The organism is Microcystis sp. Msp_OC_L_20101000_S702, from assembly GCF_007095705.1.
GTDB classification, from domain to species: Bacteria; Cyanobacteriota; Cyanobacteriia; order Cyanobacteriales; family Microcystaceae; genus Microcystis; species Microcystis ichthyoblabe_A.
Window position 1 is genome coordinate 1 of sequence record NZ_SFBO01000089.1, and the last position, 15,640, is coordinate 15,640.

Annotated in this window: 13 protein-coding genes and 1 tRNA gene; 8 read left to right on the forward strand and 6 right to left on the reverse strand. The window is 40.4% G+C overall.

What is annotated here, in order from left to right:
• Positions 1-286 precede the first annotated feature (286 nt).
• Genes EWV60_RS09570 through EWV60_RS09580 form a run of 3 tightly spaced genes read left to right on the forward strand, consistent with a single transcriptional unit; the run spans position 287 to position 4,887 of the window.
• The gene (locus EWV60_RS09570) at positions 287-1,561 is read left to right on the forward strand and encodes a glycosyltransferase (protein ID WP_271937330.1); all 1,275 of its coding nucleotides are present in this window, start codon (positions 287-289) and stop codon (positions 1,559-1,561) included.
• Positions 1,562-1,586: 25 nt separating this feature from the next.
• Positions 1,587-2,651 carry an NAD-dependent epimerase/dehydratase family protein gene (locus EWV60_RS09575; protein WP_287232049.1) on the forward strand — a complete coding sequence of 355 codons (1,065 nt, stop codon included), beginning with the start codon at positions 1,587-1,589 and terminating at the stop codon, positions 2,649-2,651.
• A 10-nt stretch (positions 2,652-2,661) separates the two neighbouring features.
• Positions 2,662-4,887 carry a hypothetical protein gene (locus EWV60_RS09580; RefSeq protein ID WP_287232051.1) on the forward strand — a complete coding sequence of 742 codons (2,226 nt, stop codon included), beginning with the start codon at positions 2,662-2,664 and terminating at the stop codon, positions 4,885-4,887.
• A 41-nt stretch (positions 4,888-4,928) separates the two neighbouring features.
• On the opposite strand, the gene EWV60_RS09585 is transcribed toward EWV60_RS09580, so the two are convergent.
• Positions 4,929-5,001: transfer RNA gene (locus EWV60_RS09585), tRNA-Ala, on the reverse strand.
• 131 nt (positions 5,002-5,132) lie between these two features.
• Here EWV60_RS09585 and EWV60_RS09590 point away from each other — a divergent pair.
• Complete coding sequence (locus tag EWV60_RS09590; RefSeq protein ID WP_287232053.1) at positions 5,133-5,684, forward strand: 1,2-dihydroxy-3-keto-5-methylthiopentene dioxygenase; 552 nt, start codon at positions 5,133-5,135, stop codon at positions 5,682-5,684.
• 169 nt (positions 5,685-5,853) lie between these two features.
• On the opposite strand, the gene petG is transcribed toward EWV60_RS09590, so the two are convergent.
• The 3 genes from petG to EWV60_RS09605 all read right to left on the reverse strand — a co-directional run bounded on the left by petG (position 5,854) and on the right by EWV60_RS09605 (position 8,203).
• The gene (gene petG, locus EWV60_RS09595) at positions 5,854-5,970 is read right to left on the reverse strand and encodes a cytochrome b6-f complex subunit V (protein ID WP_002738052.1); all 117 of its coding nucleotides are present in this window, start codon (positions 5,968-5,970) and stop codon (positions 5,854-5,856) included.
• A 523-nt stretch (positions 5,971-6,493) separates the two neighbouring features.
• Positions 6,494-6,979 (reverse strand): hypothetical protein, encoded by a 486-nt coding sequence (locus EWV60_RS09600; RefSeq protein ID WP_287232055.1) that lies wholly within the window; start codon positions 6,977-6,979, stop codon positions 6,494-6,496.
• An 87-nt stretch (positions 6,980-7,066) separates the two neighbouring features.
• The gene (locus EWV60_RS09605; protein WP_287232057.1) at positions 7,067-8,203 is read right to left on the reverse strand and encodes a metallophosphoesterase family protein; all 1,137 of its coding nucleotides are present in this window, start codon (positions 8,201-8,203) and stop codon (positions 7,067-7,069) included.
• Positions 8,204-8,268: 65 nt separating this feature from the next.
• Here EWV60_RS09605 and trmB point away from each other — a divergent pair, with 65 nt between their 5' ends.
• The 3 genes from trmB to EWV60_RS09620 are packed head-to-tail and all read left to right on the forward strand — an operon-like array spanning position 8,269 to position 10,367.
• A complete protein-coding gene (gene trmB / locus EWV60_RS09610; protein ID WP_287232059.1) occupies positions 8,269-8,904 on the forward strand; it encodes a tRNA (guanosine(46)-N7)-methyltransferase TrmB in 636 nt (211 codons plus the stop codon).
• Between the two features lie 34 nt (positions 8,905-8,938).
• Positions 8,939-9,547: a hypothetical protein gene (locus tag EWV60_RS09615; RefSeq protein ID WP_287232061.1), complete on the forward strand. Its 609-nt coding sequence runs from the start codon at positions 8,939-8,941 to the stop codon at positions 9,545-9,547.
• A gap of 19 nt (positions 9,548-9,566) precedes the next feature.
• Complete coding sequence (locus tag EWV60_RS09620) at positions 9,567-10,367, forward strand: tetratricopeptide repeat protein (protein WP_287232063.1); 801 nt, start codon at positions 9,567-9,569, stop codon at positions 10,365-10,367.
• Positions 10,368-10,715: 348 nt separating this feature from the next.
• On the opposite strand, the gene glgA is transcribed toward EWV60_RS09620, so the two are convergent.
• Both glgA and dacB read right to left on the reverse strand, forming a co-directional pair.
• Complete coding sequence (gene glgA / locus EWV60_RS09625; protein ID WP_024970973.1) at positions 10,716-12,194, reverse strand: glycogen synthase GlgA; 1,479 nt, start codon at positions 12,192-12,194, stop codon at positions 10,716-10,718.
• A 211-nt stretch (positions 12,195-12,405) separates the two neighbouring features.
• Positions 12,406-13,830 carry a D-alanyl-D-alanine carboxypeptidase/D-alanyl-D-alanine endopeptidase gene (dacB, locus tag EWV60_RS09630; protein WP_287232065.1) on the reverse strand — a complete coding sequence of 475 codons (1,425 nt, stop codon included), beginning with the start codon at positions 13,828-13,830 and terminating at the stop codon, positions 12,406-12,408.
• Between the two features lie 292 nt (positions 13,831-14,122).
• Here dacB and gorA point away from each other — a divergent pair, with 292 nt between their 5' ends.
• A complete protein-coding gene (gene gorA / locus EWV60_RS09635; protein WP_287232067.1) occupies positions 14,123-15,475 on the forward strand; it encodes a glutathione-disulfide reductase in 1,353 nt (450 codons plus the stop codon).
• Positions 15,476-15,640 lie beyond the last annotated feature (165 nt).

Consider the following 15,640-nt stretch of genomic DNA (forward strand, 5'->3'; position numbering starts at 1 on the left):
AACTTAAACTAATAAAACGGAGAGGCTATGGCTTTAGAAACTTTCGGAATTTTTGGGTTAGAAGTATGTTGTCTTGGCATCTTGTCTGTTGATTTAGCATAAAGGGTAACGAAGAGCCGTTTTTTGCCGCAAAACAAGAGAAAACCGAGAAGATAAAAAATATTTAAATAGCCTGTATAATCCTAATAACAAGCCCGTTTTTTCTAACAAACGTTGTGATACATACACAACAAGACACGGTAAATAAGAGATAATTATCTGTAATTTATATTGAGTTGAGTTCCTTATGTTAACTAAAATCTACAATAATAAAATTTTTCGATTTCTCATTGCTGGGGGAGTGGCATTTTTAATCAACTTATTCTTCATTTATTGGTTCATTGACGACTTAGGATTTAATACCCCATTTCTCAAGAATGTTGCTAATGTTATTTCGATAGAAATATCTTTAATTGCTAGTTTCTTTATCTATAGAATCTGGGTGTGGACTGGGGGAGATTGGACAATTAGAGATGTGATTTTGATACAACTTCCTCTCTATCATCTCTCGGCAGGTTTAGCAGTTTTACTGCGAGTTTTTTTGGTATTTCCATTCTTAAACTGGTTAGGAATTAGCCCCGGAGTTAACACAATGATTGGGGTTTTACTGGGTGCTGGTATTAATTATGTCGCCAGTGATAGCCTAATTTTTAAACCTAAGAATAAGACTAATGAGACAGAAATGTACTATCCCGAAGGATTAGCACCAGCTTTCGAGATGGACGGTTACTCTCACCCACGTCAATCAAGGGATAACTATGCAGTAAAAACCCTATCAATAATTATCCCTGCTTACAACGAAGAAGATTGCATCGAAAGCACTGCTCACTTAATATCCGAACGTTTAGAACGGGATAAAATTGATTATGAAATCCTGGTGGTTAATGACAATAGCAAAGATAACACCGAAGCAGTTCTGCAAAAAATCAACCAAGAAAATCATCGGATTCGCTACATCAATAACTATTATCCCAACGGTTTTGGTTTTGCGGTACGCTGTGGATTAGAAAATTTTAGCGGTGATGCAGTGGCAGTAGTAATGGCAGATAATTCCGACTCTCCCGATAACATGGTGGACTATTATTATAAACTCCAAGAAGGCTACGATTGCGTTTTTGGTTCTCGTTTTATCAGGGGAGGAAAAGTTATTGATTATCCCATACACAAGTTATTCGTCAATCGTTTGGCTAATCTCTTCATTCAAGTTTTATTTGGGCTAAAATTTAATGATACCACTAATGCCTTTAAAATCTATCGTAAGGAGGTTATCGAAGGAATATCACCTCTACTGTCTCACCATTTTAACTTAACAGTAGAGATGCCCTTAAAAGCAATCGTGCGAGGATATTCCTATACGACAATTCCCATCACTTGGCGCAATCGTACCACGGGGATTTCCAAGTTAAAACTCAAGGAAATGGGCAGTCGTTATTTATTTATAGTTCTCTCTATCTGGTTAGAAAAATACCTTTCTAGAGGCGACTATAAGCGCAAACAGAAAAAGAATCAAGTGGCTAGATAATTACTTATCTAGAGGAGTATTTTTGATGACTAGGCAAGTGTTAATTACTGGTGGTGCGGGTTTTGTGGGCAGTTCCTTAGGTTTAGGATTAGCCCAACGTTATCCCGATTGGAAAATTATCGCCTTAGATAACTTAAAACGTCGCGGTTCCGAGTTGAATATTCCCCGTCTTAAACAGGCGGGAATTGAATTTGTTCATGGAGATGTCAGAAATGCGGAAGACTTAGAAGCATCCGCTTTGCTAGTGGATTTAATCCTAGAATGTTCGGCAGAACCTTCCGTTTTAGCTGGTTATACTTCCCCTGGCTACGTTTTGCAAACAAACTTAATTGGAACGATTAACTGTTTAGAATTAGCTAGACAAAACCAAGCTGATTTTATTTTTCTCTCCACCAGCAGAGTTTATCCTATTGCCTATCTTAATCAATTAAACTATACAGAAACAGATACTCGTTTTCAGTTATCTGAACAGCAAGATTTACCTGGGGTTTCTGCTTTTGGTATCAGTGAACAATTTCCCTTAGATTTGCCCCGTTCTCTCTACGGTTCCACTAAGTTAGCATCGGAACTGATTATTAATGAATATGGGGATGCCTACGGATTAAGAACTTTAATTAATCGCTGTGGAGTTTTAACTGGTCCTTGGCAGATGGGAAAAGTTGATCAGGGAGTTTTTGCCCTTTGGGTGGCTAATCATTACTTTCAGAAGTCCTTAAAATATATCGGTTATGGGGGTACGGGGAAACAGGTTAGAGATTTTCTTCATGTAGCTGATTTACTCGATTTAATCGATATTCAGATTGCTAATTTAGAACAATTCAAAGGGCAGACTTTTAATGTGGGGGGTGGGCAAGATTTTTCCTTTTCCCTTTATGAAACTACAAAACTATGTCAAGAAATCACGGGCAATAGTATAATGATTGAGGCAATTCCCGAAAATCGTACCGGAGATATGCCAATTTTTATCACTGATTCTCGCAAAATCAGTTCTATAACTGGATGGCAACCCCAGCGAGACGGTAGAAAATTAATCCAAGATATCTTTGATTGGATTTATAATCACGAGAAGGAATTAAAAGGAATTTTTTAACTCAAAAATTATGCACAAAAAATCTCTCGATTTACCTGTATTCGTCAAGGGAATACTAATTATTATTACTGCCTACTTTTTTCTGGCAAATTTGCCTATTATTGATCGGTTAAAAAGGGGCTTAGATGCTTCTTGGGCTTTTGCTATTAGTGATGCCGCCCATAAACAGTTAATTTTTGGCCAAGATATTATCTTCACCTATGGACCCCTAGGCTATCTGATTCATGGCACATCTTTAAATTACAACTTTTCCCAAATTATCTATTTTCGCTGGTTGATACACCTTTGTCTATTAGCGGTGGTTATTCTCAGATTATTATTTATTAAAAGCTATAGCAATCAAATAGTTTTTGTGCTGTCAATTATTTTTGCTACTCTAGTAGGAAATCCCTACAACAGTATCGGCTTTACTGTTGATTATCAGATGACATTTATCCTCCTGATACTCATGTCTTTTGATAACTTTTTTCAAAAGTACATCAATTATTTAGCTATAGCTATTGGCATGATCACTGGTTTCTCTATACTCACCAAACTAACTCTAGGAATTTATCTAGCAGGCAGCCTGTTTATCTACACAATCGTTAATATTGTTCGGGGATATTTTCAGAAGTCACCATCGATAGTTATAAAAAATGTTCTCGCTGGTATTAACTTAACTTTAAGCATTCCTTCCATTGCCTTTATTTTTCTCTATCCAGCTGCCTCTAACCGAGCCTTTATCCACATTATAGTTAATTTTTGCATTGCTGGAGGAGTGGCTTTAACTCTCTGGTTTATCGTCAGATCTGCCCGCCTATCGGCACCCCCCTTATTAAGAGAGGCAAGGGGTATCAAAGGCAGAATCTATCTTCTATTTAATCATAACCACTTACTTAACTTCTTACCTCTGTTAGTATTTTATGGGCTTTATGGGTTACTTCTTATCCAAACAATTAATCTAGATAATTTTCCCTCTCTCATGGAATATTTGAGCAATTCTTGGCAAATTTCTTCTGGTTATTCCAGTGCGATGAGTATTGTAGGAAATTACCCGCGTTTACTAATCGCTTTGCTCTGCTTTGCCTTAAGTTTGCTTTTAATGTCTCTGGCAATTATAGACCAAAAAATTAGTCTGGCTATTGCCTATATTTTTCCCATATTTTTGTCATTTAAGCATGGATTTGTTCGGCAAGATGCTCACGTTGTTGTTTTTACACTTGTGGTTATTCTCTTAGCTTCTCTCTATACAACAATTATTAAAAAATCTCGGTTTAAGAAAATTGCTTATTGTGCTTGGGGAATAATTTTTTTGGGATGTATTATTATCACCTCTAGTCCTAATTCAACCATACTGGAAAATGCTCGCCAGTGGAGTAATTTCAGTCCCGATAGGGTGGCTAATAATATTGGGGTTGTCATTTCCTCTATCCTTAATCCCACAGAATTAAAAATGCGAGGTGAAAGGAGTACAACTCAAAATTTACAAGTCATTGCTACCGCTACCAAAATACCCGATTCTGTGCTGGAAAAAGTGCAAGGCAAAACTATTGATATAATTCCCTGGGAATTTTCACTTATTCCGGGCAATCAGCTTAATTGGAAACCGCGGCCGATTATTCAATCCTATTCTGCTTATACAGAAAAACTGGATGAACTAAATTACCAAAGCTTATCTAAATCTCCCAGAGATTATCTGATTTATCACTTTCAATCTATTGATCGCAGACATCCTTTTTTTGATGAACCTAAAGCCTTTTCCTATGTGGTTTGTAATTATCAACTTGACTCGGTAAATTCGCCCTTCCGCGTCCCCGCAATCAAAACCAACTTTTATCTTCTAGAAAGACAAAAAGTCAGTCGTTGCAGTCCAACCCCTCTAGGAGAGACCACTAATATTACTTGGGATCAAGTCTATGAATTACCTACTCGTAATAGTGGGATTACTCGTGTTCAAGTTAAATTTGAATATTCTTGGTTGGGTAAAATAATCAAAAAAATATTTAGAATCCCTCCCGTGATAATTAACGTTAATTATCTCGATGGAACTCAAGCCAATTTTCGCTTTGTTCAAGATAATTCAGCTAATGGAGTTATCCTTAGTCATTTACCGAGAAATGATCAGGAATTAATGGCATTTTTTCAAGGAAAATTACCACCACAAGTCAAATCTTTTAGCTTTTCTGTCAGTAATCCTCTGCTATTCTCCCCAGAAATAAAAGTAACGCCTTTTTGGGAAGTTGAGACTGGTTCATAATCTTTCTTGAACCTTGAAAAGCGGTTAATATCTCTGGAAAATGGAGAATAGGGAACTCGAATCCCTGACCTCTGCGGTGCGATCGCAGCGCTCTACCAACTGAGCTAATTCCCCAGATATAGACCATAATAGCATTTTTGAGCAGAAAATCCTAGGAACTGGCAAGGGATCGAGGGGCAAAAAATTGAGCGGCTTCTCTCTGGAAAACTTTAAAATGAAAAAAGTAATCTTGAGGATGATAACCAATGGCGATACTACGCTTAGAGAATGGGACAACCTATACCCAGTTAGCCGATATTAGTCTGGAATTGGCTAAATTAAATGTCACTTTAAACTATTGGCCGATCGAAAACCAGGCCACCCGTCAGCTACTTAAACAAGCTTCTCTGACTGACGAAGAAAAAGAAATAGTTTTAACCAGCTTAGACGGTTATTTTGAGCAACTAAAGCAAGAAGCGGGTTATCAAGCTAGAGATTTAATCGTTTTACACCCTGAAATTCCCAATCTCGACACTTTACTGGCCAAATTCGAGCGCTGTCACACCCACGCTGACGATGAGGTGCGTTATATCATTGATGGGGAGGGGGTTTTTGGCTTTGTCTTTCCCGATGGTTCTCAGGGGGAATTAACTATTCAACCTCAAGAATATATCAATGTTCCCGCCCATACCGAACACTGGTTTCACCTCACTGCCAGTAAACGAGTTAAAGCAGTGCGTTACTTCACCACTACCGCCGGATGGGTTCCCGAATACACGGAAACCGTTATTCGTTTTCCTAGTTTAACAGCCGTGTAGCTCTTGGTTTTAGGCGATCGCTCTCCCAGTAAGACAGATAAGTTTTGCGGGGATGGCAACGCCGGCAGCCACAATCTGTTAAGCGGCAAATTTGTCCTGTTGAAAATCTCCCGTCTAGTGCCTAGCTTGACGGGAGATTTTCTCAATTCGGGGGATTGGCGTGATAGATTTAGTCTAAGCCGAATTGATTGCCCCGTTTGTACTGTAAATAGGCGGCAACGAACAAACCCGCTAGGGTAATGGGAATTAAGCCTAGGACAATCCCTAGCACTAAAGGTTCAATCACGTCTGTACTCCTTGGATTAGCAATTTTTCACCCGTATTTTATCCTAGCAGGGGTTGCCCGCGAAAGATAGGGCGATCGTACATACTTCTTAAGTGGGGTGTGGGGTGTATTTTCAGTGAACAGTGAACAGTAATCAGTAATCAGTGAACTGAAAACTCAGATCTGATAACTGATTCAAGACTGTCTCCTGTCTCGGAGTCTCCCGACTCCCCAAAAGGAAAACGGCTCTTCTAGGTTCTGTGTGATAAGTTTAACTTACATAGGATCGATCAATCTTTGTGTCCTTTGTGTCTTTGTGGTTCGTTCCACCCCCTCGCTCTTGAGAATGTATCTTAGAATACATTTTACCCACCAAACCTAAGAGAGCCGGAAAACTTCCTATCTCACCATTAAGATATAGCGTTTCCTAAGCTAGTGAGGTACACCTATTTTTCTTCCCTTTTGCCTTTTGCCTGTTGCCTTTTGCCTAAAACCCATAACTTTTGTACCTCAGCAGAGTGAAAAACGCTATAACTGCTCTACTCTAGGAGCGATCGAGAAAAAATTTTCTCAATTTGCCTTTACCCCAATAGCGATCGATTTCGTGCCAGAGATTGTGGAGACAAAAAACCACTGCGAGACAGAGAGTAACCGCAAGGATTTGAGAGAAACTTTCCCTTTGCCAAAATTTTGCCATTGCCTCCGAAATCACCCGCGTTACCCGATAAGCTTCCAAAAAACCCTCGATCGAGCCGAGAATCAGTGCTGCTAGGGTATAAACAAAGGTTCGATACAGAACACTAACGTAACGGGGACGATTTTCTAACCATTCTAGCTTCATGGCTGCGTCGAGAATGGCCACGGTTTTTGCCGCAAGGATCGCTCCTACGATCGCTTTACCCAACACGTAGGTGGTAATCGAATACTCTTCCAGAAATAATTTCATGATCAGAAGAATATAACCGAAAGCCAAGAAAAAAAAGAGGGCAAGAGAACCGATTTTTTTTAATTCCTTTTTAAGTGCTTCCATTTATTTTTATTGATTTTTTTTGATATTTTCTGCCAAGATAGCGGCCGCGTACCATAACTATAAGCTATAGTTAATTATTTCTTGCAGCTATTCTCCCATCTCCAGCAGAAAGTTTGAGCGCTGATAACTAAACTGATGTTTGAAACTAATTACGGCTTGATTGTCGATAAAATGAGGATTACCGAGGGGATCGACGGCACTGAAAGCGTAAAAATAACGGCGTGCTAGGGGCGGAAAATCGCTAAAATCGAAGATTGTGTCACCTTGGGCCACATCTGCCCAAAAATTGCGTAATTTTGGGGCTAATTCCTCCGCTAGACTCACGGGAAGATTGAGGGGATGGCAGGTTAACAAACGCATCATAAAAGGATAAGAGCGATCGCCTAACCATTGCCGAGAAATAGCGGGTAAATTCTCCCATCCGGGTATATTTTGCAGATGAAAGGATTCTATGGCTAATTCTCCCGTGTTTTCGCAATATTCTAGCACCCGGTAGGGATGGGGATAACTGACGAGGGAACCGGTGGTAATTTCATAGATACCTCTAGTAAAAGCCAGATCCTGCACGTGGAGATGACCGGTAATCAACAATTTTACGCCGTTTTCCTGTAGTATATCGAGCAGTTCTCCCGCATTAGCCAACATATAGCGTTTACCTAATTCATGATTGCTTTGTCCGGGTAAATGCTCGATAACGTTATGATGGATCATCACCATCACTAGATCGTTTTTTAGCGATGGTAAAATCTGTTTTAACCAATGCAATTGTTCTGCATCTAAACTGCCAATTTGTTTACCTTGCTCATCAAATTGATTAGAATTAAGACCGATTAATTGCACTCCGGGTAAAATTTCTTTTTGGTAGTATATTTGTTCGGGATGGCTGTAACCAAATTGTTGATAATAAAAGGGAAAATCTCCTAAACCGATCTGGTTTTCTGTTGCGGTTAAACTCAAAACATCATGATTACCCGGCACCACATAGACGGGAAAGGGTAAAGTGGCTAAACAATCGGCTAACCAACGATGATTTTCTGGTTCACCATCTTGGGTTAAATCGCCAGCAATCAGCAGAAAATCGAGGTTAAGGGTGATGAGATGGTCTAAAACAATTTTTAAAGCGGGAATACTCACTTCCACCAGATGAAAGCGATTAGAATGGTTCAAAATGGTTGTGGGTAAAGCGATATGAGGATCGCTGAGAATGGCGAAACGGAAATTCATCGCATTCAATTGGGCTAAATATCGGTAAACTAGATCGATCGAGGAGAAATGAGGAGAAAATATCTTTGGCTAAAGTTCGCGTTCGTCAGCACGTCAATCCCTTAAGTCATAAATATCGCCATCCGATCGCTCCCCCCGATTGGAATCAAGTTTATCAGGATATGACGCAACCTCTCCATCTTGATATTGGTTGTGCGCGGGGTAAATTTTTGTTACAAATGGCCCAAGTATATCCAGAAATTAATTTTTTGGGGATTGAAATTCGTCAACCTTTGGTAATTGAAGCGAATCAGGAACGGGAAAGGTTAGGATTAAAAAATCTCGCTTTTGTTTTTGGCAATATGAATGTTACCCCAGAAATTTTACTGCAATCTTTGCCCGTAGATAAGTTATTTCGGGTGTCGATTCAATTTCCCGATCCTTGGTTTAAACAGCGTCACAGTAAGCGTCGAGTCGTGCAGCCGGAATTAGTCATAGCTTTGGCTAAATATATGGTATCTGGAGGCTGGGTTTTTTTACAGTCGGATGTGGAATCGATCGCCCTGGAAATGACGGAGAGATTTCAAGCACATCCCCATTTTGTTCGGCAACATCAAACCCCCTGGTTAGCGGAAAATATTTTCCCCGTAGCGACGGAGAGGGAAAAGTCCACTTATAATAAAGGTCAACCAGTTTATCGCTCGCTTTTTCGAGTTCGGTAGCTTCAGTTAAAATATTTTGGCACTGTCTGAAATCATGGTTATAAATCTCGACTCACCCCTAATACTTGAGGACAATAATCGCCCCCCCGTCTCTCAATTGCTGGAATTTCTCTTAACCAAAGAAAAAAACACTAAAAAAACTAAAGAAAATCTTACTTTTGAAGCTTTAGTCGGTACTTGGCGATTATACTTTATCACAGGAACTCAAAAAGCGAAAAAGAGAGCGGGAATTGTTTTGGGTAAGGGTCGCTATCTCCCATCCTGGTTAAAAATTACCATCTCTTACCAAAGAAATGAGAGCTTAGAACTGGGAGAATTTGTCTCTGGAACCGTCAGCAATCAGATATTTTTAGGGGCAGTAAAACTATCTGTAAGCGGTCTAGTTAAGTTTTTTCCTAAAACCCGTCTTCTTGCCTTTGATTTCACCCGGCTCAACCTAACCCTATTTAATCGCTCTCTCTATTCAGGTTTTATTAGAAATGGCCAGGTAAGCGGAGCTAATTTTTATCAGGAAAGCATCAAAAAACAGGCATTTTTTGCCTATTTTCTGATCACAGAAACAATGATAGCAGCCCGGGGACGAGGGGGAGGATTAGCCCTTTGGGTAAAAGAGGTAAGTGAGACAAAACTAGCTGAAAAATAAGTTATTAGAGGAGAAATAGATGGGATATTCTATCGAGGTAGATGGGACAAATTTTGACAGTGAAGTGATCGAGAAGTCCTATATAAATACAGTGATTTTAGACTTTTATGCCCTGTGGTGTGGACCCTGTAAATTGGTAAAACCGATGCTAGAAAAACTGGCAAGCGAATATAATTTTATCCTGGCCAAAATAGATATAGATAAAAATCCCGAATTAGCCGAACAATACGATGTAGAAGGAGTTCCCGATGTGCGAATTGTCAGCAAGGGAGAAGTGTTACCCTGTTTTGTCGGTGCTTTGCCAGAAGAACAAATTAGAGACTTATTTTCCCGTCTCGATTTACAATCGGAATTAGAAACAGGATTAGCAGAAATCAAAGAAGCGATCGCCCTCGATAATTTGCCCGCAGCTAAACAATTATTTGATCGTCTTTTTCCTAAATATCCCAACGAACCGCGATTAATTATTATGGCGGTAAAATTTCTCATGCGTCTGGAAAAATGGTCAGATGCCTATCGATTAATCAGTGCTATTAAAGAGGAAAATCCTGTTATCAAAGGTTGGAAAACTCTCCTAGAATTTCAACAGTTAAAATCAGAAAATAATCCCCTCGATCCGATATTTTTTACTGGGATTAATTTCGCTTTAAAAGAAGATTATGCCGCTGCTTTAGATAAACTGATTAGCCTGGTGGGGGAAAGTAGAAAATATCGTCAGGATGGGGCAAGAAAAGCCATGTTAGCCATATTTCAGATTTTGGGAGTTAGTCATCCCCTCACCCAAGAATACCAAGCAAAGTTAACATTTCTGCTCTACTAGGTAGGGTTTGATGAAAAAGCTTTTCCTGGGGGCAGGGTGTGGGGTGTGGGGTGTGGGGTTTTATCGATTTTCAGGTGGTCAACTACCTAATTTTCAGGGAAAAAGTACCTGAATTTTCCCCCCGATCCCCGCAATGGCTGGCACTTTTTGAGGGGAAAAAAGTCCAAAAGTCTTATCCAACAAGGTTTTTAGATTTATTCAGCAGACCCTAAGTAGGGTTTGATGAAAAAGTTTGTTGGTGGGGTTAAGAGTCGGTCAAAACTAAAGCAATTACCCTGGAAATTTCAACAAATCTATTCCTCGAATTTCTGTTGACAACTGCCAGGGAATTGCTAGAGACAAGACAGTTTATTTGTGGCGAATCATTTCATAGAGGGCAACGTATTCTTCCCCAGGGCGATTCCAAGAGTAATCGCATTCCATGCCTTGAATCGCTAATTTTTGGAATTCTTCCGGTTGAGTGTACCACAATTCTAATGCCCGGGACATGGCTGATTCTAGGGCATTATTATCGGGATCAAAAAAGACAAAACCATTGCGTTCTTCCGGTTTGTGATAGGTATCATAATCACGATCAAAAACCGTATTAACTAAACCACCAACTCCCCGGACAATGGGAACGGTTCCATATTTTAAGCTGATTACTTGTGTCAGTCCGCAGGGTTCAAAATTACTGGGAACCACAATCATATCAGCACCCGCATAAATGAGGTGAGATAATTCCTCATTAAAGCCCAATTCAATATGGACATCAGGGTTATTATTTAGGTGATTTTTCTCATGCCAGAACCAGTTATTAATTAACGATTCGGTGGCGGAACCTAAGAGGACAAATTGCGCCCCGCGAGCTAAGGCATAATACATGGCATGGTGAACTAAATGTACGCCTTTTTGGTCATCTAAACGACCGACATAACAAATTAAGGGTTTTTCTGGTTCATCTCTTAACCAGAGTCTTTCTCGCAGTGCCTTCTTATTGCGTGCCTTCTCGGAGAAGTTATCAATACCGTAGGGTGCAGGAATAAATTTATCTACTTCTGGGTTCCAGATATTGTAATCTAAACCGTTGAGAATGCCAGTAAATTTGTGTTGATGCTGGTGAATTGTATGACCTAAACCGTAACTAACATCGGTGTGGTGTGCTTCCCAAGCATGGTGGGGTGAGACGGTATTGAAATAGTTGGAAAAGACGATCCCACCTTTCATAAAATTAATCACAAAAGGATTGAAGTTATCGCGCATTCGGGCATAGCTAAAGTAGTAAGTATCGTTATTTAATCCTGTTGCCCAGAGAATTTCTGCACCACCAAATCCTTGATGTTTAAAGTTATGGATGGTGTAAAGAACGCGCTGATTGCCCATACCATGATATTTATAAATTTCAAAAAGTAAGGGCGGAATTAAACCCGTTTGCCAGTCGTGACAATGAATTATATCGGGACGTTTATTACTTCTGAGCAAAAATTCTAAAGCGGCTTTAGAGAAGAAGGCAAAACGCATATTATCGTCCTTACAACCGTAGTAAGTACCGCGATTAAAGAAATTATCGCCCGAATTGGGTTGAATAAAGAAACACAAGCGCCCGTGTACCCAACCACAAAAAACGTTACAGTGAATTGCGCCACCGTACCAAGGCACCCACAGGTCCCGATAAGCCTCGTGTAAGCCCCAAATTTGGTCGTAGCGCATACAATCATACATGGGTAGGATTAGCTCCACGCAATGACCGCGAATTTCTAATTCTCGACTCAATCCATATACCACATCCCCCAATCCCCCAGCTTTAATCACCGGGGCGCACTCGGAGGCAACCTGAACTATATACATATATCAATAACTCCCTCGATTAATCTACAGGTCAGCTAGAAGCAATTTTTACAAAAGTATACAGTCTTCTGTGATTAAATGGCTCGATCGAATTAGTTGCGGGTTTGGGTGTTGGGGTAGTGGGGAGAACAAAGCTGCCTTTTGCCTTTTGCCTTTTGCCTTTTGCCTTTTGCCTTTTGCCTTTTGCCTTTTGCCTTTTGCCTCCTCAATATTAACAGCGTTTTAACTGTCCTAGTAGCAAAATCACCTCATCGATGCCGTTTCTGAGGGTGGTGGCGGTTTTATCGCTGTTATTGACGGTTATGCTAAAGATTAGGGGTTGATTGTCGGCGGTTTCTAGATAACCGGCGAGAGCGATAACTCCGGTTAAAGTCCCGGTTTTTGCCTGTAATCGTCCTTCTAGGGGAGTCTGGCGAAATCTATTGGTTAAAGTGCCATCAATGCCGCCAATGGCTAAAGAACGACGATAATCAGGGTTTTCTGCCATTAGTTGTAAGATTTGACCTAAAGTATTGGGTTTAATCAGGTTTTGTCGTGATAGCCCCGAACCATCGCCGATTTTATAACTATCGCTGTTAATTCCCAGTTTTGTTAAAGTTTCTTGCAATCCCGACACACCGCCGAGCATTTGTAGTAGGGTTTCGGCTAGTAAATTATCGCTATTTTTATTGACTTTTTCCACCAAATATGCTAGGGGTTCTGATTCTAAATTTGTGATTTCATCGCCGAGAATTTCTGAGCTAATTTCGGCGTTTTTAACGGTAATTCCCGTTTTTTCAAGGATATTACGCCAGCGATTAAGGAAATACTCCGAAGGTTGGGGAATAGCTAAATTAAAATCATCTTGACTATCGATAGCCAGAGAACCAGTGATAATCAGGCGATTATTGGCTAAATTGCCCTTAATTGCCAGATTATTCGGGCTTCCTTGCGCTGCAGTGCTGGTTTGATTCTCAATTAGCCATTGTTTAGCGGCAATGGGATCAGACCATTGTAAATCTAAGCTTTGCCCCAATTGTCGCGGTAAAAGCTTTAAAGTGACGGAATTTTCGTTTAAAACCAAGCTAGACGCGGGTACAGCATAGTCAAAAAAGACATCTTCCCATTCCCAGGTTTTTTGACTATCGGAGACGACAAAAGGACTAGCAACGACAATTAAGCGAGAAATTGAGTTAATTCCCCGTGCTTTTAACTTTTCTGCTAATTTTTCTAACTTTTCTGTGGTTATGGTTGCATCTCCCCTCCCGACTAAGGTTAAAGTTTCTAAATCGGGGGGGTTGCCCTGGGCTAAAATCGGGCTTTTCAGACGATAATCGCGGTTAAATTTGCTGAAAGCGGCAGCAGTGGTTAATAATTTCGCAGTAGAAGCGGGAGTAAAAAAGTTATTTTCGTGGAGACTATAGAGATTTTCCTGAGAATTAAGGGATTTTACTAAAATTCCCCAATAAGCGCCTTGATAATCGGGTCGGGCCAAAATGCGATCGATCCTGGTGGCTAAGTCTGCTGGACAGATAAACTCGGAAGGGGGGGAATTGTCTTGACTGATGGGGGTTGCGAGGGTGACGGGATGGTTTACCCAGAGAAATAGGGAACAAGTCCCCAAGAGAAAAGATAATTTCGAGCGGCGTGTTAGCATAGGATTAAGTCTTGGCAGTAGGTAAATTGACTCTAAGTAGCTGGTTATAATTAAATTAAAAATGGATTTTAGGTTTGATCCCCCCTGCCCCCCTTAATAAGGGGGGTGCCGATAGGCGGGGGGATCTGAAAGTTTTTAATACCTACCTACTTAATTTAGCAGCATTAGTGACCATATTCTGCTAGTTACTCGATAGATTCAGTTAGGGATTGATCCGAGATATTCGCTCCCCTTTTTGCCAAAAAAGTTTCTTGATTCCGTCAAACTTCTATTCATTTGCGAGGATGTTTTTATGAGTTATGATTTTGATTTATTGGTGATTGGTGGTGGTTCTGGTGGTATTGCCACCGCTAGACGGGCAGCCGAATACGGGGCAAAAGTGGGATTAGCAGAATACGATCGTTTGGGAGGAACCTGTGTTAATCGCGGTTGTATTCCTAAAAAATTAATGGTTTATTCTAGTCGTTTTCCGCAACTATTTAAGGATGCGGAAGGTTACGGGTGGAGTCCAGTAGAGAGTCAGTTAAATTGGCAAAAATTAATTAGCGCCGTTAATCAGGAAACTATCCGTTTAAATGGCATTTATCAAAAGATGCTCGATAATTCTCAAGTGACGCTTTTTCCTAATTATGCCAAGTTTCTTGATAGCCATACCCTAGAGGTGGGAGAGGAGAAAATTACTGCCGATAAAATTTTAATTGCCGTGGGGGGACATCCGGTTAAACCCGATATTCCGGGGATCGAACATACGGTGGTTTCTGATGCCATGTTTCAACTGCCAGAACAACCGAAAAGAATTATAGTTTTAGGGGCGGGATATATTGGGGTAGAATTTGCTGGTATTATGCACGGATTAGGGACGGAAGTGGTGCAGTTAATCCGTAAAGACAAGATTTTAAGAGGGTTTGATGAGGATATCCGCGATGAGATTCAAGCAGAAATGATCCGTCAGGGAATTAAAATTATGCCCGAAACTTTCCCCACTTCGATCGAGAAAACTGCTGAGGGTTTAAAAGTACATATTCAGGGTAAAGAAACCTCAGAAATGCTCTTTGTTGATGCCCTAGGTTTAGCCGCTACGGGAAGAATTCCTAAGCTGGAAAAATTGGGCTTAGAGAATGTCAATGTCGAGGTAAAAAAAGGGGCAATTGTCGTCAACGAGTATAGCCAAACCAGTGAAGATAATATCTATGCCGTGGGCGATTGTACCGATAAAATTAATTTAACTCCCGTGGCGATTAATGAGGGGCGAGCTTTTGCCGATACAGTCTTTGGTAATAAACCCCGGTTAATGAGTTATGAAAACGTTCCTTCGGCAGTATTTTCTACTCCTGAAGCTGCGACGGTGGGATTAACAGAATTGCAAGCAAAAAAACAATATGGTGACACGGTAATTAAAGTTTATCGGTCTAAATTCCGCCCCGGTTACAATGTTTTACCAGGCCGAGAGGACAAAACTTTGATGAAATTAGTTGTCCACCAGGAAAGTGGTAAAATCCTTGGGGCGCACATGGTGGGAGATCACGCCGCCGAAATTATTCAAGGAGTAGCCATTGCCGTAAAAATGGGGGCGACAAAAGCCGATTTTGATGCCACTGTCGGCATTCATCCCAGTGCTGCCGAGGAATTTGTCACCATGCGTTGATTAAGTAAGTAGGCGTTAAAAATTATCAGACACCCCCCTTATCAAGGCTGTCCTTTAGTCACATCTTTCTTAACATTTCAAACCTTTGTAGCACAAGGCTTTCAAGACTCGGTTAACAATTTGTAATATTCCTTGTTGACACCCTTACTGACAAAGAAAAAACTG